Origin of the sequence: Flavonifractor porci (assembly GCF_037572415.1) — a bacterium.
In the GTDB taxonomy this organism is placed as follows: Bacteria; Bacillota; Clostridia; order Oscillospirales; family Oscillospiraceae; genus Flavonifractor; species Flavonifractor porci.
In genome coordinates this window covers 96,804-118,697 of the sequence record NZ_JBBHLB010000009.1, presented here as the reverse complement: position 1 = coordinate 118,697, position 21,894 = coordinate 96,804, and the positions used below count along the sequence as shown (strand labels likewise).

General features: G+C 49.7%; 21 protein-coding genes. 18 read left to right on the top strand and 3 right to left on the bottom strand.

Annotated features, from left to right (window positions below; translation table 11 throughout):
- Complete coding sequence (locus WHJ28_RS09785) at positions 1 to 216, top strand: transposon-transfer assisting family protein (RefSeq protein ID WP_340041972.1); 216 nt, start codon at positions 1 to 3, stop codon at positions 214 to 216.
- Between the two features lie 260 nt (positions 217 to 476).
- Here WHJ28_RS09785 and WHJ28_RS09780 read toward each other — a convergent pair whose 3' ends face one another.
- Positions 477 to 1,067, bottom strand: coding sequence for a hypothetical protein (locus WHJ28_RS09780; RefSeq protein WP_340041971.1), 591 nt, complete (start codon positions 1,065 to 1,067; stop codon positions 477 to 479).
- Here WHJ28_RS09780 and WHJ28_RS09775 point away from each other — a divergent pair.
- Positions 1,066 to 1,422: a TnpV protein gene (locus tag WHJ28_RS09775; protein WP_340041970.1), complete on the top strand. Its 357-nt coding sequence runs from the start codon at positions 1,066 to 1,068 to the stop codon at positions 1,420 to 1,422. The two genes, WHJ28_RS09780 and WHJ28_RS09775, sit on opposite strands and share 2 nt — an antisense overlap.
- A gap of 53 nt (positions 1,423 to 1,475) precedes the next feature.
- Positions 1,476 to 9,464, top strand: a complete 7,989-nt coding sequence (locus WHJ28_RS09770) for a MutS N-terminal domain-containing protein (RefSeq protein ID WP_340041969.1) — start codon at positions 1,476 to 1,478, stop codon at positions 9,462 to 9,464.
- A 71-nt stretch (positions 9,465 to 9,535) separates the two neighbouring features.
- Here the strand turns inward: WHJ28_RS09770 and WHJ28_RS09765 are convergent, their stop codons facing one another.
- Positions 9,536 to 9,769, bottom strand: coding sequence for a hypothetical protein (locus WHJ28_RS09765; RefSeq protein WP_083870444.1), 234 nt, complete (start codon positions 9,767 to 9,769; stop codon positions 9,536 to 9,538).
- 174 nt (positions 9,770 to 9,943) lie between these two features.
- On the opposite strand from WHJ28_RS09765, the gene WHJ28_RS09760 reads away from it, so the two are divergent.
- From WHJ28_RS09760 to WHJ28_RS09730, 7 genes are all read left to right on the top strand, one after another.
- On the top strand, positions 9,944 to 10,750 hold the full coding sequence (locus tag WHJ28_RS09760; protein ID WP_340041968.1) for a DUF3848 domain-containing protein: 807 nt from the start codon (positions 9,944 to 9,946) through the stop codon (positions 10,748 to 10,750).
- Positions 10,747 to 11,091 (top strand): plasmid mobilization protein, encoded by a 345-nt coding sequence (locus WHJ28_RS09755; protein ID WP_340041967.1) that lies wholly within the window; start codon positions 10,747 to 10,749, stop codon positions 11,089 to 11,091. Before WHJ28_RS09760 ends, WHJ28_RS09755 begins: the two co-directional genes overlap by 4 nt.
- 162 nt (positions 11,092 to 11,253) lie before the next feature.
- Complete coding sequence (locus WHJ28_RS09750; protein WP_044946414.1) at positions 11,254 to 11,565, top strand: hypothetical protein; 312 nt, start codon at positions 11,254 to 11,256, stop codon at positions 11,563 to 11,565.
- On the top strand, positions 11,562 to 11,861 hold the full coding sequence (locus tag WHJ28_RS09745) for a CD1845 family protein (protein WP_340041966.1): 300 nt from the start codon (positions 11,562 to 11,564) through the stop codon (positions 11,859 to 11,861). Before WHJ28_RS09750 ends, WHJ28_RS09745 begins: the two co-directional genes overlap by 4 nt.
- Positions 11,862 to 12,091: 230 nt before the next feature.
- On the top strand, positions 12,092 to 12,295 hold the full coding sequence (locus WHJ28_RS09740) for a hypothetical protein (RefSeq protein WP_340041978.1): 204 nt from the start codon (positions 12,092 to 12,094) through the stop codon (positions 12,293 to 12,295).
- 138 nt (positions 12,296 to 12,433) lie between these two features.
- On the top strand, positions 12,434 to 12,616 hold the full coding sequence (locus tag WHJ28_RS09735; RefSeq protein ID WP_340041965.1) for a hypothetical protein: 183 nt from the start codon (positions 12,434 to 12,436) through the stop codon (positions 12,614 to 12,616).
- Between the two features lie 60 nt (positions 12,617 to 12,676).
- On the top strand, positions 12,677 to 13,063 hold the full coding sequence (locus tag WHJ28_RS09730) for a hypothetical protein (protein WP_340041964.1): 387 nt from the start codon (positions 12,677 to 12,679) through the stop codon (positions 13,061 to 13,063).
- Positions 13,064 to 13,505: 442 nt separating this feature from the next.
- Here WHJ28_RS09730 and WHJ28_RS09725 read toward each other — a convergent pair whose 3' ends face one another.
- Positions 13,506 to 13,745 (bottom strand): helix-turn-helix domain-containing protein, encoded by a 240-nt coding sequence (locus WHJ28_RS09725; protein ID WP_125116840.1) that lies wholly within the window; start codon positions 13,743 to 13,745, stop codon positions 13,506 to 13,508.
- A gap of 120 nt (positions 13,746 to 13,865) precedes the next feature.
- Here WHJ28_RS09725 and WHJ28_RS09720 point away from each other — a divergent pair, with 120 nt between their 5' ends.
- From WHJ28_RS09720 to drmD, 8 genes are all read left to right on the top strand, one after another.
- On the top strand, positions 13,866 to 14,303 hold the full coding sequence (locus WHJ28_RS09720; RefSeq protein ID WP_340041963.1) for a hypothetical protein: 438 nt from the start codon (positions 13,866 to 13,868) through the stop codon (positions 14,301 to 14,303).
- Positions 14,304 to 14,335: 32 nt separating this feature from the next.
- Positions 14,336 to 15,745 (top strand): relaxase/mobilization nuclease domain-containing protein, encoded by a 1,410-nt coding sequence (locus tag WHJ28_RS09715; protein WP_340041962.1) that lies wholly within the window; start codon positions 14,336 to 14,338, stop codon positions 15,743 to 15,745.
- A 156-nt stretch (positions 15,746 to 15,901) separates the two neighbouring features.
- Positions 15,902 to 16,246 (top strand): hypothetical protein, encoded by a 345-nt coding sequence (locus tag WHJ28_RS09710; RefSeq protein WP_340041961.1) that lies wholly within the window; start codon positions 15,902 to 15,904, stop codon positions 16,244 to 16,246.
- 48 nt (positions 16,247 to 16,294) lie between these two features.
- Complete coding sequence (locus WHJ28_RS09705; RefSeq protein ID WP_340041960.1) at positions 16,295 to 16,744, top strand: hypothetical protein; 450 nt, start codon at positions 16,295 to 16,297, stop codon at positions 16,742 to 16,744.
- A 71-nt stretch (positions 16,745 to 16,815) separates the two neighbouring features.
- Positions 16,816 to 17,238: an HTH domain-containing protein gene (locus WHJ28_RS09700; RefSeq protein ID WP_340041959.1), complete on the top strand. Its 423-nt coding sequence runs from the start codon at positions 16,816 to 16,818 to the stop codon at positions 17,236 to 17,238.
- 489 nt (positions 17,239 to 17,727) lie between these two features.
- A complete protein-coding gene (locus tag WHJ28_RS09695; protein ID WP_290570376.1) occupies positions 17,728 to 17,955 on the top strand; it encodes a helix-turn-helix domain-containing protein in 228 nt (75 codons plus the stop codon).
- A gap of 21 nt (positions 17,956 to 17,976) precedes the next feature.
- A complete protein-coding gene (locus tag WHJ28_RS09690; protein WP_290570377.1) occupies positions 17,977 to 19,257 on the top strand; it encodes a DNA cytosine methyltransferase in 1,281 nt (426 codons plus the stop codon).
- A gap of 2 nt (positions 19,258 to 19,259) precedes the next feature.
- Positions 19,260 to 21,884: a DISARM system SNF2-like helicase DrmD gene (drmD, locus tag WHJ28_RS09685; protein ID WP_340041958.1), complete on the top strand. Its 2,625-nt coding sequence runs from the start codon at positions 19,260 to 19,262 to the stop codon at positions 21,882 to 21,884.
- Positions 21,885 to 21,894: the final 10 nt, after the last annotated feature.

Here is a 21,894-nt window from a genome sequence, read left to right as displayed (position 1 = left end):
ATGGGAAACTTCACTTTTGAGGAAACGAACCTTCTTTGCATCTACAACACCGGCAGTCGCACCGGGCTGATCGACGCTCTGACGGAGATGCGCGGTGAGCTTTCGCCGGAGGAAGCCGAGCTGCGGGAGCTGACCGACAGTGCCCTGGGCAAGCTCCAGGCCATGAGCGACGCCGAGTTTGCCGAGCTGGAGCTGTTCCCGGATTTCGACGAGTAAGAACCACACAAAGATCCAGTGGGGCGGCCTGATGTGCCGCCCCATTTCTATTTAACATGAAGGGAGGACAGAAAACCATGCCATCCAAAGCTGAATTTTACCGGCAGATGGCCGAACAGGTATCGACCCAGCTTGTGGGCAGCTGGAAAGAATGGACGGCCTTTCTCACTACTGCCGCCCGCCTATATAAGTACCCGTTCCATGAGCAGATGATGATTTACGCCCAGCGCCCGGATGCCACCGCCTGCGCCGAGTATGATTTATGGAATGAAAAAATGGGCCGGTATGTGCGCCGTGGCTCCAAGGGTATTGCCCTGGTGGACGATTCCGGCGACAAGCCCCGCCTGCGCTATGTGTTCGATATTTCCGACACCGGCACCCGCGAACACTCCCGTACCCCCTGGCTGTGGCAGCTGGAGGAACAGCACATTGGGCCTGTGTCGGCCATGCTGGAACGCAACTACGGCGTTGCCGGTGACAATCTTGCCCAGCAGCTCATTGATGTGGCTGGAAAACTGGCGAGTGAGTATTGGGACGAGCATCAGCAGGACTTCCGCTACATCGTTGACGGTTCGTTCCTGGAGGAGTACGATGATCTCAACATCGAAGTCCAATTTAAGTCCGCCGCCACCGTCAGCATTGCCTACGCCCTGATGTCCCGCTGTGGGCTGGATACGGAACAATATTTCCAGCATGAGGACTTCATGCCGATTTTCGATTTCAATACCCCGGCCACGGTTGGGGCGTTGGGCGCAGCGGTCAGCCAGATGAATCAGCAGGTGCTGCGGCAGATCGGCGTCACCATCCAGAACTATGAGCGCGAGCAACTCGCGGAAAGGAGTGTTACGCATGGAGAACAACCTGACTTACACCATGAACGGAGATTATCAGATTCCCGACCTGAAGCTGACCGAACAGCCGGAGAAGCCCTTGGGCAAGTACGGCAGGATGCGGAAAGCGTACCTGAAGGACCACCGACCCCTGATCTACAATCAGTTGCTACTGACCGAGAAGCTGTACCCGCACCTGCTGGAGATCGACGAGACGGCGAACAGCCGTCTGGAGCAGATGATGCCCCAGCTGGCGGCGGCAGCAGGCGCGACGGAGCAGTTGAAAGCCAGAGACCCGATGAAGTGGGTGGGCCTGATGAACACCTGCAAGGCCCAGGCCGAGGAGATTCTGATGGCGGAGCTTATTCACAGCTGAGTTTCTTCCTCTCCGAAGCAGAACAAATCAGAATCATAGATGAAGCAGAGAATGTGAAAACATCCTCTGCTTTTTCTTTTGCCCAGGCTGACATCGACCATGTGCTGCGGCTGGGCGGAAACACCTATCGCCAGAGAGAGCGCATTGTCGCGGCCTTTGAGGAGCAGAAGTCCACCGCCGAGATCGCAGACACCCTGAAAAATCTGTACCATGGCGGCAATGGGATCGGCAGCATCACTGCATGGTATGCCGAGGATGGAATCCATCTGTCCCACGGCAAAACAGCCCGTTACGACAAGTCCGCCCAGGTCATTTCCTGGGAGAGTGCCGCCGAGCGTATCGGCCAGCTTTTGCAGGACGGCCAGTTTGCCACCAATGTGGAGCTGGCTGAGGCAGCGGGCTATGAACGCTCCCTCCTTGCGGAAAGATTCTGGGAATTGTATCACGATTTCAGCGAGGAAGCCAGAGAAGCCGGGTATCTGCCCAGCCTTGCCAACAATCCGGGGCGCGGTTTCCCGGAGGAATCCGCATGGCTCACCGAGCAGCTGAAAAGCCCGGAGTTTCGCCAGAACCTTGCGGAAGAATATGCCGCGTTCTGGACGGCCTACCAACAGGATCGGGATTTGCTGCGCTTCCACTACCACAAGCCCAAAGAGATTTGGGAGAACCTGCGAGATCTGTCCTTGCCTCGCACCACCTTTACCTCTCAGTTGACGGAAGAACCTTCGGTCAAGCAGTTTATCTCTGAGGACGAGATCGACGCCGCCATGACCAGAGGCAGCGGATTTGAAGGCGGTAAGGGCCGAGTTTTCACCTTTTTCCAGGAACCCCATACGGATAAGGAAAAGGTGGATTTTCTCAAACACGAGTATGGTATTGGCGGTCACTCCCATGCCCTGTCCGGTGCAATGAAAAGCGATGAAAGCCACGACGGAAAAGGTCTGCACTACAAAAAAGACGGCTGCCCGGATGTGCATTTCACCTGGGAGAAAGTTGCCAAACGGATTACCAACCTGATCCAGAAGGGACGCTATCTCACCGAACAGGAACAGGCGGAGTATGACAAAATCCAGGCAGAGAAGGCCCTGGCGGAAGAAGATGCCCTGCAAGCCCAGCAGCCGGACCCGACTGTATGGGAATACAATGGCGTCAAGGAGCGCCACCCGGATGATATGGTCCTGTATCAGATGGGCGATTTCTTTGAGCTATACGGTGAGGACGCCAAAACTGCTGCTGCGGAATTGGAACTCAATCTCACGACTCGCGCTATTCCCGGCGGTGGCCGTGTAGAAATGTGCGGCTTTCCGGCAAATCGGTTGGAGCAGGCTGTGGAACAGCTACGGGATAAGCATGATGTGACCATTTCCGCTGTCCCGGAGGGCGGCAAAGAGCGTCAGGAATATTCCATGCCCTCTATCGACCATGAGGCAGAACAGCACATCAATGCCCAGGAAGCGGAGTTTGGCGCAGACGGGACCAGAGTATTCCGGGATACCGAAGCAAACGCAGCCCCTACGATTCGGGAGCTGCATGAGCAATACAAGCCCATCGTGCTGGAGGCTGTTACCCAGGACATCAGATACCGGAACGCCTGCGGTCATAGTGACTACGAGAACGCCGTGATCGAGGGCAACGCCGCTATTCGCCGTGCTGTCCTGGGGTCCGGTAATATGGGGCTGCTTCGCCTCTATTCTGACACCCCGGAGTTCCGGCAGCGCCTTCATCGGGAAGTCATAGACGAGACCTATCCCAAGCTCCATGAGCTGCTGCGTCCTCTCTCGGACAATGACATCGACAAGGCTATCCAGGACTGGAATGGCAAAATCGAGAGCAAACACGCCGTTGTCCGCTACATGAAAGACCATGCGCGAGAAAGAGACACCGCAGCATGGCTGGCCCATGAGTTTGATGGTGGCGATGGTAAAACCCCGTTTGCGATCCGCCCGGAAAGCCCCGAAGGAACGGCACTGCCCTGGCCCAAGGTGCAGCGCCGGATTGCCCAGCTCATCAAGGAGGATCGCTTCTACACCCAGGTCGAACAGGATAATCTGGACGATGTGGACCCCATCGCCATCCGGGAGACCCTGGCCCAGCGCGGCATTGTGGACGGCCATGTGGTGGACCCGGAAAAGCTGGACAACGACCCCTTTATTCAGCAGGTCATGCGGGATGTGGAGGCCATATCCAGGGAGACCACTCAAGCCGACCAGCCGGAACAGCCTTCTTCCGGCGATTCGCGTGTTCCTGTGTCAGACGAAGAATATGCTGCGGCCCGTGGCACGGTCCGGGAACGGACTTCTTATGATCCAACAGTCCCTCCATACAATGTGGGGGATATTGTCTATCTGGATGACCTCGCCCACCGGATCACGGAGCTGCGGGATGACACGGTGCAGCTGCTGCCCACCGGCATGAGCTATCCCATCTACCGGGCTGAGAGCCGGGAACGGTTTGAGCAGCTTTTGCGGGAGGATAACCGCAATGACTTCTATACCGAGTTCCTGCCTGCAAATCTGGATACGGTGGACCAGGACCTGCGGGATGTGCTTGCCCATGGCCTGATTGGTGAAGCGGACAAGGCGGAGCTTTCCGAGCTTCTTCGCAACGGCAAGAGCAACCAGGAGGTGGCCCTGTGGCTGAGCCGGGCCTATCCCAACATCGTGGAAACGATGGAGCTGGAGACCGGCGAGACCGCCGATTACCGCACGATGCCGGAAGGTATTGAGCTGGAAGTGCTGGATGCAGATGAAAAGCGTCTGGCCATGCTGTTCTTCCAGTGGAGCGAGGTTGCGCCTTTGCTGCGCGGGATGTATGCCCGTCAGCTGGACGGTTTTGGGCAGGAACGCCCCGAACCGGCTGCCGAAGCTCCGACCTTCCAATCCGAGACTGTGGCTGTCTATCCGGGCGACAAGAACCATCTGCCCTATGATGTGGTTGTTCAGACCCTGAGAACCAATGAGCCGGAGCCGCCTACACCTGTCACCGAGCTGGAGAAAACCCCGGATGAAGTGCTGGACGAACACCCCGTTTCCATTCAGGTAAACGGCGAGTGGCAGACCTTCCCCAATGTCAAAGCTGCCGAGAAAGCCTCTTATGAGGAATACAAGGCCAATCTGAGCCGCACCGCCGAGAATTTCCGTATCACTGACGATCACCTGGGCGAAGGCGGCCCCAAGGCCAAGTTCCAGGCCAATGTCGAGGCAATCAAGCTGCTGAAATACCTGGAGGAAACCACCGGGCAGGCAACGCCGGAGCAGCAGCAAGTCCTCTCCCGGTATGTGGGCTGGGGCGGGTTGGCGGATGCTTTTGACCCTGACAAGGAAAGCTGGAGCAAGGAATATGCCCAGCTGAAGGAGCTGCTGACCCCAGAGGAATATGCCGCTGCCAGAGGTTCTACCCTCAACGCGCACTACACCAGCCCTACGGTCATCAAAGCGATTTACGAGGCTGTGGGCCGTATGGGATTTGAGACCGGCAACATCCTGGAACCGTCCTGCGGTGTGGGTAATTTCTTCGGTATGCTGCCGGAGGAAATGCGGAACAGCCGTCTGTACGGCGTGGAGCTGGATTCCATCAGCGGGCGGATCGCCCAGCAGCTCTATCCCAAGGCCGACATCACCGTGGCCGGTTTTGAAACCACCGACAGGCGGGACTTCTATGACCTTGCCATCGGCAATGTACCTTTCGGCCAGTATCAGGTTCGGGACAAAGCCTACGACAAGCTGAATTTCAGCATTCATAACTACTTTTTTGCCAAGGCGTTGGACCAGGTGCGTCCCGGTGGCGTGGTGGCCTTTGTCACCAGCCGCTATACGATGGACGCCAAAGATTCCACCGTGCGCCGGTATCTGGCCCAGCGCGCCGAGCTGCTGGGGGCTATCCGTCTGCCCAACAATGCGTTCAAGGCCAATGCCGGGACCGAGGTTGTATCGGACATCATCTTCCTCCAAAAGCGAGATCGCCCGCTGGACATTGTACCGGAGTGGACGCAGACCGGGCAGACCGAGGACGGCTTTTCCATCAACCGCTATTTCCTGGACCACCCGGAAATGGTGCTGGGCCGACAGGAACCGGAAAGCACCGCTCACGGCATGGACTACACCGTGAACCCCATTGAGGGGCTGGAGCTTGCCGATCAGCTGCATGATGCCGTGAAGTACATTCGCGGCACCTACCAGGAAGCCGAGCTGCCGGAGCTGGGCGAGGGCGAAGCCATCGACACTTCTATCCCTGCTGACCCCAATGTGAAAAATTACTCCTACACCGTTGTGGACGGCGATGTGTATTACCGTGAAAACAGCCGTATGGTACGGCCTGACCTGAATGCCACCGCCGAAGCCCGTGTGAAGGGGCTGGTGGGTCTGCGGGAATGTGTCCAGCAGCTCATTGATCTGCAAATGGATGCCGCCACACCGGACAGCGCCATCCAGGATAAACAGGCCGAACTGAACCGGCTCTATGACAGCTTCTCTGCAAAATATGGCCTTATCAATGACCGGGCGAACCGGCTGGCCTTTGCTGATGATTCCAGCTACTATCTGCTCTGCGCGCTGGAAGTCATTGACGAGGACGGCAAGCTGGAGCGCAAGGCGGATATGTTCACTAAGCGCACCATCAAGCCCCACAAGGCGGTGGACACTGTGGATACCGCAAGTGAAGCTCTGGCCGTATCAATTTCCGAAAAAGCCTGTGTCGATATGGCGTATATGTCGGAGCTGACCGGCAAGACTGGCGATGAGCTGGCCGCCGAGCTGCAAGGCGTGATCTTCCGTGTACCTGGGCAGTTGGAGAAAGACGGCACTCCCCATTATGTGACCGCCGACGAGTATCTGTCCGGCAATGTGCGGCGCAAGCTGCGTCAGGCACAGCGGGCCGCACAGCAGGACCCTTCCTTTGCAGTCAATGTGGAGGCCCTTACCGCTGCCCAGCCCAAAGACCTGGATGCGTCGGAGATTGAGGTGCGCCTGGGCGCTACCTGGATCGACAAAGAGTACATCCAGCAGTTTATGTATGAGACCTTCGACACGCCGTTTTATCTTCAGCGCAATATCGAGGTCAACTATTCTTCTTTCACCGCTGAGTGGCAGATCACCGGTAAAAGCTCTGTAAGCCAGAACAATGTGGCAGCCTATACCACCTACGGAACCAGCCGTGCCAACGCCTACAAGATTCTGGAGGATTCTTTGAACCTGCGGGATGTCCGTATCTACGACACCGTGGAGGATGCGGACGGCAAGGAACGGCGTGTCCTGAACGCCAAAGAAACCACGCTGGCAGCACAAAAGCAGCAAGCCATCCGGGACGCTTTCAAAGACTGGATTTGGAAAGACCCGGACCGCCGCCAAGCTCTGGTCCGCCAGTACAATGAGGAAATGAACTCCACCCGTCCCCGTGAATACGACGGCGGACACATTACTTTCGGCGGCATGAACCCGGCCATCACCTTGCGGGAACACCAGAAAAACGCTATCGCTCATGTGCTGTACGGCGGCAATACGCTGCTGGCGCACGAGGTAGGCGCTGGTAAAACCTTTGAAATGGTGGCTGCCGCCATGGAGAGTAAGCGCCTGGGCTTGTGTCAGAAATCCCTCTTTGTTGTGCCGAACCATCTGACCGAACAATGGGCGTCGGAGTTTCTGCGGCTCTATCCCTCCGCCAACATTCTTGTCACCACCAAAAAGGACTTTGAGACCCACAACCGCAAGAAGTTCTGCGCCCGCATTGCCACCGGCGACTATGATGCCATCATCATGGGTCACAGCCAGTTCGAGAAAATCCCCATCAGCCGGGAGCGCCAGGAGAGGCTCCTTCAGGAGCAGATCGACGAGATCACCGAGGGCATTGCCGAGGTGAAGTACAGCGGCGGTGAAAGGTTTACCGTCAAGCAGCTGGAACGCACCAAGAAATCTCTGGAGGCCAGACTGGAAAAGCTTCAAGCCGAAGGCCGCAAGGACGATGTGGTGACTTTTGAGCAGCTGGGCGTGGATCGGCTGTTTGTGGACGAGGCGCACAACTACAAGAACCTGTTTCTTTACACCAAGATGCGGAATGTGGCCGGTCTCTCCACCAGCGATGCCCAAAAGTCCAGCGATATGTTTGCGAAGTGTCGCTATATGGATGAACTGACCGGAAACCGTGGTGTGATTTTCGCCACCGGCACCCCCGTATCGAACAGCATGACCGAACTTTACACCATGCAGCGGTATCTCCAGTATGACCGCTTGCAAGAGCTGAACATGACCCACTTCGACTGCTGGGCCAGCCGCTTCGGAGAAACCGTCACGGCGCTGGAGCTGGCACCGGAAGGCACCGGCTACCGGGCAAGAACGAGATTCAGCAAGTTTTTCAACCTCCCGGAGCTGATGAACCTGTTCAAAGAGGTGGCGGACATCAAGACCGCCGATCAGCTGAACTTGCCCACCCCGGAGGTGGAATACCACAACATCGTGGCCCAGCCTACTGAACACCAAAAAGAGATGGTGCAGGTTCTCTCCGAGCGTGCCTCCAGAGTACACAGCGGCAGCGTTGACCCCTCAGAGGACAATATGCTCAAGATTACCGGCGATGGCCGCAAGCTGGGTCTGGACCAGCGTATCATCAATCAGCTGCTGCCGGATGAACCCGGAACCAAGGTCAATCAGTGTGTGGGTAATATCATGCAGATCTGGCGGGACGGCGAGGCTGACAAGCTGACCCAGCTGGTATTCTGCGACATTTCCACACCCCAGGCAGCTCCCTCCAAAAAGGCAGCCAAACAGCTGGACAATCCCACACTTCATGCGCTGGAACAGGCTGTGCCGTTGGATGAGCCGGAGCCTGCCTTTACCATCTATGAGGACATCCGGCAAAAGCTCATCGCCCAGGGAATGCCTGCCGAGCAGATTGCTTTTATCCACGAAGCCAAGACCGAGGTGCAGAAGAAAGAACTGTTTTCCAAGGTACGCACCGGGCAGGTGCGTGTTCTGCTGGGCAGCACCTCCAAAATGGGCGCTGGCACCAATGTGCAGGACCGCCTTGTGGCCCTCCATGACCTGGATTGTCCGTGGCGTCCGGGAGACCTTGCCCAGCGCAAGGGCCGTATTGAGCGCCAGGGCAACCAGAACCCTCTTGTCCATGTGTACCGTTATGTCACCGAGGGAACTTTTGACGCTTATCTCTGGCAGACGGTTGAAAACAAGCAAAAATTCATCAGCCAGATTATGACCTCTAAATCGCCGGTCCGCTCCTGCGATGATGTGGACGAAACGGCGCTGTCCTTTGCCGAGATCAAGGCCCTGTGCGCCGGAGACCCCCGTATCAAGGAGCGCATGGATTTGGATGTGGAGGTTGCGCGTCTGAAGCTGATGAAAGCCGACCACCAGAGCAAGCAGTACCGCCTGGAGGATCAGTTGCTCAAATACTTCCCCCAGGAAATCGAAACCAACAAGGGCTTTATCAAAGGCTTTGAAGCGGACCTGGAGACCTTGGCCGCCCATCCTCACCCGGATGATGGCTTTGCGGGGATGGAGATCCGGGGCGATGTGCTGACTGACAAAGAAAACGCCGGTGCAGCCCTGCTGGACGCCTGTAAGGAGGTCAAAGGCTCCGAACCGGTGCAGATCGGCAGTTACCGGGGCTTTACTATGTCAGTGGAGTTTTCCGCTTGGAAACAGGAATATACGCTCCTGTTGAAAGGCCAGATGACCCACCGGGCAAGCCTCGGCACAGACCCGCGCGGAAACCTCACCCGTATCGACAATGCACTGGCTCAGATGCCTCAGCGTTTGGAAGCCGTAAAAAACCAGCTGGACAACCTTTACCAACAGCAGGCCGCAGCCAAAGAGGAAATCGGAAAGCCGTTTCCCTTTGAGGATGATCTGCGAGTCAAGTCCGCCCGTCTGGTGGAACTGGACACGCTGCTGAACATTGACGGCAAGGGCCACGCCCAGCCGGAAACTGTGGTTGCCAAGAGCGCACGGCCTTCGGTGCTGGACAGCTTGAAGCGCCCGGTGCCACCCCGTAGTTCTGAAAAGAAACCGAAACAACATGAGGAGGTGCGATAAACAAAAAGGACGAGCAAGCCGTTTGACTTGCCCGTCCTTTGTACTTTCCAATCTGAGGGTAGGTAATAGGTTTAATTATTCTTATCAAATACTCCCCATACTGCAATCGCCAATCCGATAATCGCAACAATGATAGAAACGGTAAATGGCATAACCAAATCCATTCCTAAAAGGCAACCGTACCATCCGTCAACACCATTGTAAGAGTACGGATTTAACGGAGATAATACTGTCGCAACAATAATAGAAATTGTGCTAATAGCACCGATTGCCATAACTGCTATACCTAAAATAAGTTTTTTCACTTTTCTTCCCCTCTCCAATACTGGTTTTGTCAATTTCATTATACTCAAGAATTATGAATAATTCAACCACAGAAAGCGAGGTATCAACCATGTACCACCCCCAAGAACAGATAGACCGGGCGAACCAAACCGTCCCTGCTTCTCTCTCATATAACGAAAAGGAGGTGTGATAATATGAATACCAACGATCTGAATACGGCCCTCTATGAGAAGATGGCCGCTGAGCAGGACAAATACCGGGACTGGCTGAAAAGCCAGCCCCCGGCAGAAGTCCTGAACCACGCCTGCGAGTACACCATCCGGGAGGATATTTTGATGTGCATGGAGGAATTGGAACTGACAGACGCGCAGGCTCAGGCACTTTTAGATTCCCCCTCACCCCTGGCAGATATATTCCATTACTTTGGAAAGTCGGAAACCGGATACATGGATGTGATCCGGGACAGCATCGAGAACCGAGCGGATGATGTGTGCAAGGTTTTGGTAGAACAGCGGTCCATCCCTCTCTATCTCCATTCTGCCACCTATGCGTCCCAGCATGGGGAGATGGCACAATATAACTGCTCTTATCAGGCAAACCTCGACTGTAAAGAGGTCATTGAACACGCCATCAGCACCCACTATGCGGATAACAGGCTGGATGCGGAGGCTGCGGTCAAAGATGTGCTGGAAAAGTTCGGGGCGGAACGAGTACAGTTCATCCTTGCCAACACCATCCAGCATAAGGACAGCGATGGCCGTGTTTCCCGTGACAACAAAGCCTGGGCAAAGACCATTCCTATGCCGGAGGACAGCGGCACTTCGCGCCACTGTGCTTATCTGGTTGTGGATGGAGTCAATCCTGGACTGACCGATCTGTTTACACGGCAGGCGCGTAAAATGTTCCAGGAGCCGGAGAAAGGCTCCGTCTTGCAAAAGCTCAAACAGGAGCCGCCCGCCCACAAGCCTGCTTTGCCGAAGAAACAGGAGGTGGAACGGTGAGTGCCCCCAACCGTAAGCGGGATGTCCAGGTGAATTTCCGGGTCTCCCCGGAGGAGCTGGCGCTGATCGAGCAGAAGATGTCCCAAGTTGGGACGAAGAACCGGGAAGCCTATCTACGAAAGATGGCGCTGGACGGTTATGTGGTGCAGCTGGATTTGCCGGAGCTGAAGGAGTTGGTGTCCCTGCTGCGCCGGAGCAGCAACAATCTGAACCAGCTTACCCGCCGAGTACATGAGACCGGGCGTGTCTACGACGCTGACCTGGAGGATATAGCCCAGCGGCAGGAGCAGCTATGGGAGGGCGTGAAGGAAATCCTGACCCAGCTCTCCAATCTATCGTGAGGGGTATATATCCCATCTGCGGAGGAAGGAACGGCGTTCTTTTCGCCGCGCCTTCCTCCGCTTTTTCTTTTTGTCCGCATCCTTGCCTTTTTCTGGTGCTTGCCGGATAATAAAGGCAGATAGCAAAGTGTTCTCACATCTCACAAAGGAGTTGAGATACCGATGTTGACCTTTGAAAAGGTTTTAGAGATTTTCGAGGACTATCTGGCACAGGATATGGAGCTGGAAGTCTACAAGAGCCGATATGGATATGTCTGCGTGTCCTTCAACGGTTCACCCCCGGACCCGCCCTATTGCGAGGGTGATGTGTGTCGGACCCCGGAGGAACTGTTTGACCATCTGCTGGTCGAGTATGAATCTTTTGCCTCCATTCAGCTGACAAAGGGACGCCGGGAAGAAAACGAGGCCGACGAGGAACAGGTCCGCCGTCTGTGCCAGAAGTATTTGGATCGTCGAGAGGAGGCCATGAAATGACCGCATTGAAACTGATTTTGAAGATTGTGATTGCGCCGGTGATCCTGCTGCTCACCCTGGCCATCTGGATTTGTGTGGGGATGGTCTATGTATCCGGCTTGGTGCTGGGGCTGCTCAGTACGGTAATCGCCCTGCTGGGCGTGGCCGTCCTGGTGACATACTCCCCGCAGAACGGCCTTATCCTGTTGGTGATCGCGTTTCTCATAAGCCCCTTTGGGCTGCCGAAGCTGGCCTTTTGGCTGCTGGGCAAGGTGCAGGATTTGAAGTTTGCAATACAGGATTTGGTTTATGGATAAAAGTTGCCCTCTCCCATTAACGGAGAGGGCAACTTTTAGTGTAACGCAATTTTAGCTTTCCCTGTTGGGATAGTGAAAGTGGTTGCTGGAATCATAGCTGTTATCGTTGTACTCTATATTTTGTTGGTCGCTATTGGATCTTGGACAATATCCAATGTTACGGCTTCTCCCAAGGTGAACGATAGCGAAGGAAGCGTCATTGTCAATGAACCCTATAATGGGCTTGCAGATTGACCAGTGAATTTACAATTCATTCCCTCCATGTAGGCGGCGGCTGGCAACAGCCGCCGTTTATCGGACAGAAAGGAGCGACCAGCCATGACGAAACCAAGAGAGAAAACCTGCGAGGAGTGACCGACGCAGATCCGGAAACGGGCTGCATGGAGTTTGATATTGAGAAAGGCCGCTTCTCTTTCCGTCTGACCGCCCCATAAAGCGAGGAAGACCAGAAAGCTGCATAACGGAGCAAAACGCTGCCGACAGGCTGAAACAATGTAGATTTGTTCATAGTCTTGTGATAAAATTAAATATAATCAAGCAGATAAAACCGGTAATTGATGGGAGTGTCACATATGAAAAACAAATTAAGAGATGTTGCTATTGCTATCGCTATATTGGCTTTTTTATGTATCGTATTTTGGAAAATAGGCTGGATTTCCTCTTGGAAAGGAGTTCTGTTTTTATATTCTTTATTGGCAATTAGGATTATAATAAGCATAATTGCGGATGTAGTAAAAACGAAATTCGGCAAATGAATTTTCTGCTGGAGGATATAACAGGACGGACAACCAGACGGTAGAAAGGAGATTGATAAAATGAAAAAAATTGCAGCAATGTTGTGCTTGCTTATTTGTTTAGCCACAATGGTATCATGTGGTTCTTCAAAAGATGATGTTTTGCATTTAGGAATAGATGCGGTAATCACTGAAATTGATGACACAACCAAAACCATAACTGTGAAAGGCAGTGATAAGAAAGGATTTTTGCAGCAAGAGTGTCTTATTGACTGTTCGGAAACTCCAATGATTTTCTGCAATTATGAAACACATGAATTAAAAGACATATCCTTTGATGATTTGCAGGTTGGTGATGAAATCATTTTATCTATTCAGAGTTCAGAAATAGAGAATTTTCAAAAGGATAGTGATACGGCAAAACTAAAGGTTGAACAGTTACAATTAGGTACACAAAGAATGGAATAAACTACAATAAACTGGAAAGGAAAATAGGTTATACTTAAAGACAAGTTTGCAGTTTTGTCTGTTATTTCACTTTTGCTTTATGCAATTATGCGTTTTTGTGAAGAAACTATCGAAACATATTGCCATGTGCGTTTGATTGCAGCACAGGTCAATTATACAAGTACGGATTGGCAAATTAACGGAGAACCTATACAACAACTATTGTTGATTTTAGCCGCTGTATGTCTGATTATCGCTATAATCAATACCATTCAAAATCGTAGAAAGCAGAAGTAAATATTAGCAAAGAGCAGCTATTTTCAATCATGGAAATGGCTGCTCTTTGCTTTTGCCTATGGGCAGAAAGGAGCGACCACCCATGACGAAACCGAGGGAGAAAACCCGTGAGGAAGTGACCGCCGAGATCAGATAATAAGACCTCCGGCGAAGCTCGTCGGAGGTCTTATGGTTCCAGATTATCTTCTTTGAAAAGTGGCGATGCAAAAAAGGTATCTATCCCAATTTCCAACCCCTGGCACATCTCGTGAATGATCCGCAACTTTACGGAATCGTAAGAACAGTTGATGATATTACCTATGGTGGACTTGGGAACGCCGCTTTTCATATACAGCTGATACTGCGTCATATTTCTTTCATCCAGTAATTCAGAAAGGCGTTTGCTCACCGCCTCATTTAGTTTCATTCAATACACCGCCCCTGTAACTGTACTATATTTAGTATATGGGCAGTTCTGCTAAAATTAGTCCCTGTACCTGTACTAATGAGGATATTTGCGGTATGATGGTAATAGGGGTGCCATCGTATGAATGTAACATTTTGTGGTCATTCGCAAATCACAAAAGAAGATAAGATTGCGAGTTGGCTTCGTACAGTAACACAAAATCTAATTGAGCAAGGAGCAACAACTTTATTTCTCGGAGGATATGGAGAGTTTGATAGTTTAGCGGCATCCATTTTGCGAGAACAAAAGAAAAAGTATCCACAGATTGAGTTGGTTCTTGTCTTAGCTTATCTCAACACCGGGAGGAACACTTCTGGCTATGACAGCACTGTGTATCCGCCGCTGGAAACCGTGCCACGCCGTTTTGCGATTTCTCATAGAAACCGCTGGATGGTAGAAGTCAGCGATGTGGTAGTAGCGTATGTTCTCCATGATTGGGGCGGAGCTGCCACGACGCTGCGGTGCGCTAAGCAGAAAAAGAAGCAGATTATTTCATATCGTGACGAGATGGGCAGCTGAGGCTGCCCATTTTTTGAAAGGAGGGAAACTTCATGGCAACCACACGCATTATGCCGCTACACATCGGCAAGGGCCGAACCGAGAGCCGTGCTATCAGCGAGATCATCGACTATGTGGCCAACCCGCAAAAGACCGACCACGGTAGGCTCATCACCGGCTATGAGTGTGATAGCCGTGTGGCCGACGCCGAGTTTATGCTGGCCAAGCGCCAGTATATCGCTGTCACCGGACGGGTCCGGGGCGCAGATGATGTAATCGCCTACCATGTACGCCAGTCCTTCTGTCCTGGGGAGATCACCCCGGAGGAAGCGAACCGGCTAGGCGTAGAGTTTGCCAAGCGGTTCACCAAGGGCAAACACGCCTTTATCGTCTGTACCCACATTGACAAGGCCCATGTCCATAATCATATCATTTGGAGTTCGGTCAACCTGGACTGTGACCGGAAGTTCCGTAATTTTTGGGGCAGCACAAAAGCTGTCCGGCATCTGAGCGACACCATCTGCATTGAGAACGGACTGTCCATTGTCGAAAACCCAAGACCCCACCGCAAAAGTTACGACCAATGGCTGGGCGATCAGGCGAAGCCCTCCCATCGGGAGTTGCTCCGTGCTGCTATTGATAACGCCCTGGCACAAAAGCCTGCTGACCTGGACGAGCTGTTGAAGCTGCTCCGGGAATCCGGCTGCGAAGTATCCAAGCGCGGCAAATCCTACCGTTTGAAGCTCCCCGGCTGGGGCAAAGTGTCCCGCCTGGACAGTTTGGGCGACGGCTACACCCTGGAGGACCTGCTGGCTGTCCTCGCCGGACAAAAGGAGCATACGCCCCGTCGGAAGCCGGTCAAGCAAGCAGATCCGCCGAAGGTCAATCTGCTGGTTGACATCCAGGCAAAGCTCCAGGCCGGAAAAGGTGCCGGATATGCGAGATGGGCCAAGGTCTTTAATCTGAAACAGATGGCACAGACCGTAAACTATCTCACGGAGCATAACCTGTTGGAGTATGCGGTTCTGGAGGAAAAGGCTGCGGCAGCTACGGCCCACCATAATGAGCTATCTGCCAAAATTAAAGTAGCGGAAAAGCGTATGGCAGAGATCGCCGTGCTGCGAACACATATCATCAACTATGCCAAAACTCGTGACACCTATGTGGCCTACCGGAAGGCCGGTTACTCCAAGAAATTCCGAGAGGAACATGAGGAGGAAATCCTGCTCCATCAGGCTGCTAAAAATGCCTTTGATGATATGGGGGTCAAGAAGCTCCCCAAAGTTAAGGAGCTGCAAGCTGAGTACGCCCGGCTCCTGGAGGAAAAGAAAAAGACCTATGCCGAGTACAGGCACTCCCGTGAGGAAATGCGGGAGCTACTGGCGGCGAAGGCTAATGTGGATCGACTTTTGGAGATGGATAAAGAAAGACAGAAAGAGAAAAACAAGGAGCGTGACCGATAAAAGTGTTTTTGTTTGAAGCAATACATCTGCGAAAGCTGATTAACATAGAATTGTTCATATGTATGTGGTACAATATATGTGAATTTTATGTTCTGTAAGCTGACAAACTAAGAAGTATGCCTATGGTATCAACTCCGAATTTGAGAGGTGAAAAAAATGAAACACGGCGAATACAATATTGTATGTGATGACTATAATAAATGGCGAAAAATTATGAATGAGGAATTGTCCTCTGCAACTATTTTTGAAATCCATTGTTGGAACGAGGAACAAGAATGCATCAACCTTGCATTACAGTTCGGTATCCAAAAAGATTTTAAGTGGAATGGTGGAACGATCATTGAAGGAAAAGTTAATCAGCCTTTTAAGGATTGGCTTATGAGTTTACCTAAACCATCTGATACAGAAATCTATAACAAGATGACCCCATTTTTTTCCATATTCTTAAACAACGGCTTTAGTTCAGAACATTATGGGACGGAACTAACAAAACATAATTAGCGGGATATGTTACTTTTTTACTTATAAACAGAAAAGGGGATGTTTGTAATGAGTGTTTGTGTTTTTATTGCAGCAAATTGCCCTTTACCGGAAGTTAAACCTACGGAGGATTATCCACTGCACATCAATATAGATACTAATGTAGTCTATGATGGTGGCGAAGATGATAATTTCTTTCTGCTTCCGTTTGATGATGTGAACATATACAGTGAAAAGAAATTTGGGGTATATCTTGAACTCCCTCTATACACCGATGGACGAGCAAGGCAAATAATCGACTATATAAAGTCCGCTCTCCGTCAAACGGAAAGTGTAGAACTTTGGAAAGTTTGGCTGTTGGGATATTGGGAATACGACGATAGGCCGTACATTCGCAAAAAAATCGTTAGTATTAAAGATTTAACTGTTGCCGACATCAAGGAAATAAACGATGCAGAAAATTGGAACAATAAAGACCCCAATCACCCATCATTCTACTGTTTAGAGATTGTTCAGTGAAACTTGCTGCTATTTTGGCATAAAAGAAAATAGTGGATGACGAATGTTTTCTTTGATTTTAGGGGTATGGTATGACCGTAATAGAAAATATATCCGAGAAAGTAAAAACATTACTCGAAAAGTATGAGTTTAATGTAAACACCCTTGCAAAATATTTGGGGTTATCTGTGGCACAGATCAATGATATTGCCAACGGAAATTTGCAATGTGTTGTAGGGAAACACACGATAATAGATAAGATCATGTTTCTCTATGTTATTACTTGTGAAGAATCCGATTTGAAAGCAAGTGCCTTTTTGGAAGTGCTTATGTCCTACCATCACCTATCTAAAGCTACGATTGCAAAAATGGCAAAAGTTAAAGTTGGCGATATTGAAAAAATGATGGAAGGCTTGGCCGATGAAGTCGATACAGAAACAAAATATAAAATTACAACTACTGTTATGTCATTGAGGTTTTTCCTAAAGGATTGTGAACCACCTATTGAAGAATAAATAGTTTCGTCAAGCAAAGCGCCGGGCGCGGGGGCAGCGTGCCTCTGCGTCCGGCGTTGTTTATGTTTATGATTGAAATTATGTCTATACAAATTACAACATGGAAAAGAGAAAAATAGCGTACTTATGGCTCAATATGTGCTTACACAACAAGATTTAGGGATTGATACTGCTTAGAATAAAAGCCCTGCCCTGAACTGTCCTGGGTAGGGCTAATAGCGTCCATCGGACGCGCAGCCGCAGAATGAAATTCTGCGTTCATGGGGGCTTGGGGGAATACCCTCAACAAGCAGCGCCGGAAGCCGAATGGCTATCCAGGGGCATTGCTTGCCATGATTATCCTGAATTCGGTATAGCTTCATAGTATTACTTAAGAAAGATAAAACATCAAAAAACTCTGGTGAATCTTAATATTTATTGACCAAACGCCTAATTGATGCTAAAATTAAGCTGTAATCATGCGTATTTATGGCCAAGGAGACGATGAATATGACATTTGCAGAAAGTATTAGACAGACAAGGCAGCGTTTGTTCTTTTCGCAAGAGGCTTTCGCTAAAGAGCTTAATGTGAATTTGACAACAGTAAGCCGTTGGGAAACAGGAAAAAGCAAGCCCAATATGTCTACCATGCGGCAAATTAAAGAATTCTGCTCAAAATATAATGCTGACTACGATCCTCTTGAAAGTAGTTGGCTTGCATTTGAGCAGGAGAAGTAATCATAGAACAGGAGAATCAGTATGCCTAACCAGATCCCCGGCAAGGGCAATTACAATTTTATAGATTTATTTGCAGGAGCCGGAGGACTATCTGAAGGCTTTATTCAGGCTGGCTTTAATCCGATAGCCCATGTAGAAATGAATGCATTTGCTGCGCAGACTTTAATCACACGCAGCGCCTATTATTACTTGAAGCAAACAGATCAGTTGGACATTTATTATCACTATCTGCGTGGTGATATTGCTCGTGAAGATTTTCTGAAGATAATTCCTAATCGTATCGTAAAAACTGTTATTTGTGAAACTATGTCCGATGACACGCTACCGGGAATTTTCAAAACCATAGATGGGATTATGAAAATTCGGAACATTCAGAGTGTAGATGTGGTGGTCGGCGGACCGCCGTGTCAAGCATATTCGCTGGTGGGCCGTGCGCAAAGTAGTCATATGAGTCGCCCAATGTCCGAAGATCCGAGAAATGAGCTGTATAAGCTGTACGCACGAGTTTTGAAGCGCTATCAACCCAGAATGTTTGTCTTCGAGAATGTAATGGGCATTTCTTCTGCGAATGAGGGAACAACTTTTAAGAATTTAACAAAGTATCTCCGTAGAGTTGGCTATGAAATTGAATGGCATGAACAGAATTCAAAAGACTTTGGTGTCTTGCAGAATCGGCGTAGGATGATAATAGTAGGATGGCTAAAAAACAGTGGGATGAACTATCCTACATTTTTGAAAAAAGAGACAACTTTCACGGTAAATGACTTATTGGCTGATCTTCCAAAATTGACACCTGGCCAGGGCGCAACTGAATATCGAACAACTGGATGGAGTCAATGCGTAACAGAAACCGCAATACGAACTGCGGAAGATGTACTTACTCTTCATAACAGCCGTCCTAATAAAGAAAGAGATATTGAAATCTATAAAAGAGCAATAGAACTATGGAACGATGGACACAAGCGCCTGAACTACAATGACTTACCAGAAGAACTAAAAACACATAAAAATAGGCATTCATTTGTGGATCGTTTCAAAGTTGTCGAGGGAGATGAACCATGCTGCCATACTGTTCTCGCACATCTCTCAAAAGATGGACACTACTTTATTCATCCAGATATGGAGCAGCATCGTTCTATAACAGTCAGAGAAGCAGCTCGTATTCAATCCTTCCCCGATAGCTATTTTTTTGAGGGACCCAGAACTGCACAGTTTATCCAAGTGGGAAATGCGGTCCCTCCTCTTATGGCAAAGGGAATCGCTTTAGGCATAGCTGAGCAACTGGATAAAAGACAGGAGTAATAATGATGGAGAGCAACTTGCTTTTAGAACAATACGGAAAATTCAAAAAAGCAGAGCTGGAAGAATCTCCTTTCCGCTGTCTGCTGGATACTAACATTGAAATCAATCCCCACCAGATCAACGCATTTTGTGCTGCGATTCAGGCTTTGAAAACTGGGGGTATTGTTCTTGCGGACGAAGTTGGTCTCGGTAAAACCATTGAAGCAGGTCTTACACTCAAATATGTACTGGATTCAGGAGCGAAGCGTGTCTTGATTGCTCTCCCAGCAACTCTGCGAAAACAGTGGGAGATTGAACTAGAAGAAAAATTTGGCTTAGAATCCACGATTTTGGATCGCTTCACCGTGGAAAGTGAACCTACGGGATGGAAGACTTGGCTAGAGGACAAAAGTAAGGTCCGAATTGTGTTGGCTTCTTATGACTACTCTTCCAAGCTCATGAAACGATTTCCTAATGTGAAGTGGGACTTTATCATCATTGATGAAGCTCATAATCTTCGTAATGTTTTTCATGGCACAAAACGTGCAAAAAGGCTTTATGACCTTTCTCAAGGTATCCCGAAAATTCTGCTTACAGCTACCCCTCTACAAAACACCCTGTCAGACCTTCATGGTTTGATTTCCTTTATTGACCCGCGCATTTTCGGTAGCGAGAAGGTATTCAATAAGAGATTTATCGAAGGCGAGGACTATGCAGAACTAAAGAGAGAACTCATCCCTGTTTTGTACCGAACGCTTAGACGGGATGTTGGAAAATATATGGACTTCAAAAAAAGAGAATGTCGAACGATTGATTTCGTTCTTTCTCCCGATGAAGTCGAACTATATATGCGTGTGAACAACTTCTTAAAGCGTGACGCTTTGTATTCTATCCCCAATGCAAATAAGGGGCTAATTGTACTAGTTATCCGAAAGTTGCTTGCCTCGTCAAGTTATGCCTTGATAGAAACATTTGAGGTATTGAAAAGGAGGCTTGAAAAGTTATACGAAGGCACAAAATCAGCAAATGCTCAAGACGGTTTTGATTTATTCTGGGAATTTGTAGAAGATGAAATTGATGAATCTGGTTTTGAGGAAATCGATGATGAGGATACCGCTTTTCAAAAGCAGCAGATACAAGCTGAAATTGATGAGGTTAATGCAATCATAGAAACGGCAAGCCGTATCCAAAGTAATGCCAAGATAAAAGCCTTGAAAACTGCTATTCATACGGCTTTTGAGTATCAAGAAAAACAAGGTATTCCGCAAAAGGTTGTTGTGTTTACGGAATCGAAGCGAACCCAGAAATACATTGCTTCTGAGTTGCGCAAGGACGGATTCGATGAAGATGATATTCTTTTGTTCAATGGCGACTTTAACGATGCCATGACCAAAGAAATCTATCGTGCGTGGAAGGTGAAAAACTTTGGCAAGACTAACTATGGTCGCGGAGTTGAGTATAAACACGCTATTGTGGATTATTTTAAGGAACATTCCAGAATCCTCATCGTAACAGATGCTGGTTCTGAAGGCTTAAATCTTCAATTTTGTAACACTGTTATCAACTATGACCTTCCTTGGAATCCGCAGAAGATCGAGCAAAGAATTGGTCGTTGTCACCGTTATGGCCAAAAGCATGATGTTGTTGCAATTAACCTTTTGAACACTGGCAACGAAGCTGATCGACGTGTTTATGAGATTCTCTCAAAGAAATTTGAATTGTTTGACGGTGTATTTGGTGCTTCAGACATTGCATTGGGAGCGCTGGAATCGGGCAGCAGTTTTGAAAAAACAATTCTGGATATTTATCAGCATTGCGGAACTAGGGCAGAGTTCAAAAAGGCATTTGATAAATTAGATCGTCAACTTGATGCTAAGCGCAACAAAAAGGCCATTCAGCTGCGTTCAATTTTAATGACGGAAAGTACTGGCGCAAAGGGCGCTGCACTTGAGAAAACAAAAAAAGATATAGATCGGTATCTACGAGAAGTGGACTATTGGTCTCAGGTCGCTGACCCAGAGGTCGAAGGGAAAACCTGTTATTGGAAAATTGATAACTGGGGTGAGCAAACTTTCGGTTCGCATGGAACCTTATTTGTCGGCGCTTTTTGTAAATCTAACTGTGAAATGCTTTTCCCAGTGTTGCTGCTCTGCGATGAGCAAGGCAGATACATTGACTTCACCGAGGATGACATCATTGGCGCACTTGAGGCAGTGGATGATGGGGATGTTAGATACTTTAAGCCAACGGATGAAGAGATGGCACAGTATAGAGATATTTATGACACTCTAGTTAAAGAGATGTTGGCCAAGTATCAAGCGGCATCCAAACCTGTGATGGATTACAACAGACACAAGGTAGAGAATTGGGCTGATATTCAGCGAGAACAGTTGAACATCCAGATTGCTGAGATGACAACGGAAATTGAGCAACTGTCTGCCCAAGCCGCAGCAGCAAAGGACTTTTTACAGAAGATTGATATTCGCAAAAAGGTTGAGGAGAAAAAGAAACAGCTTCAGAAGGTACAAACTGCCTTCCATCAAAAGGTCTCCTCTATCCAAGCAGAGGCTGAAAGAGAAATCTTTGACTTTAATCAGCAATTCGATATTCAGCCGATTTTACTTGTCAATGTTGTGCTAAAGTTCTGATAGAAAGGAA

What these genes read in the sequence shown, in the direction of transcription:
- WHJ28_RS09750 (WP_044946414.1), top strand. Translation starts at nt 11,254, where the DNA reads ATGTTGACCTTTGAAAAGGTTTTAGAGATTTTCGAGGACTATCTGGCA.
- WHJ28_RS09710 (WP_340041961.1), top strand. Translation starts at nt 15,902, where the DNA reads ATGAAACACGGCGAATACAATATTGTATGTGATGACTATAATAAATGG.
- WHJ28_RS09780 (WP_340041971.1), bottom strand. Translation starts at nt 1,067, where the DNA reads ATGCGTAACACTCCTTTCCGCGAGTTGCTCGCGCTCATAGTTCTGGAT.
- WHJ28_RS09785 (WP_340041972.1), top strand. Translation starts at nt 1, where the DNA reads ATGGGAAACTTCACTTTTGAGGAAACGAACCTTCTTTGCATCTACAAC.
- WHJ28_RS09760 (WP_340041968.1), top strand. Translation starts at nt 9,944, where the DNA reads ATGAATACCAACGATCTGAATACGGCCCTCTATGAGAAGATGGCCGCT.
- WHJ28_RS09775 (WP_340041970.1), top strand. Translation starts at nt 1,066, where the DNA reads ATGGAGAACAACCTGACTTACACCATGAACGGAGATTATCAGATTCCC.
- WHJ28_RS09715 (WP_340041962.1), top strand. Translation starts at nt 14,336, where the DNA reads ATGGCAACCACACGCATTATGCCGCTACACATCGGCAAGGGCCGAACC.
- WHJ28_RS09725 (WP_125116840.1), bottom strand. Translation starts at nt 13,745, where the DNA reads ATGAAACTAAATGAGGCGGTGAGCAAACGCCTTTCTGAATTACTGGAT.
- WHJ28_RS09695 (WP_290570376.1), top strand. Translation starts at nt 17,728, where the DNA reads ATGACATTTGCAGAAAGTATTAGACAGACAAGGCAGCGTTTGTTCTTT.
- WHJ28_RS09730 (WP_340041964.1), top strand. Translation starts at nt 12,677, where the DNA reads ATGAAAAAAATTGCAGCAATGTTGTGCTTGCTTATTTGTTTAGCCACA.
- WHJ28_RS09735 (WP_340041965.1), top strand. Translation starts at nt 12,434, where the DNA reads ATGAAAAACAAATTAAGAGATGTTGCTATTGCTATCGCTATATTGGCT.
- WHJ28_RS09700 (WP_340041959.1), top strand. Translation starts at nt 16,816, where the DNA reads ATGACCGTAATAGAAAATATATCCGAGAAAGTAAAAACATTACTCGAA.
- WHJ28_RS09720 (WP_340041963.1), top strand. Translation starts at nt 13,866, where the DNA reads ATGAATGTAACATTTTGTGGTCATTCGCAAATCACAAAAGAAGATAAG.
- WHJ28_RS09745 (WP_340041966.1), top strand. Translation starts at nt 11,562, where the DNA reads ATGACCGCATTGAAACTGATTTTGAAGATTGTGATTGCGCCGGTGATC.
- WHJ28_RS09705 (WP_340041960.1), top strand. Translation starts at nt 16,295, where the DNA reads ATGAGTGTTTGTGTTTTTATTGCAGCAAATTGCCCTTTACCGGAAGTT.
- WHJ28_RS09690 (WP_290570377.1), top strand. Translation starts at nt 17,977, where the DNA reads ATGCCTAACCAGATCCCCGGCAAGGGCAATTACAATTTTATAGATTTA.
- drmD (WP_340041958.1), top strand. Translation starts at nt 19,260, where the DNA reads ATGATGGAGAGCAACTTGCTTTTAGAACAATACGGAAAATTCAAAAAA.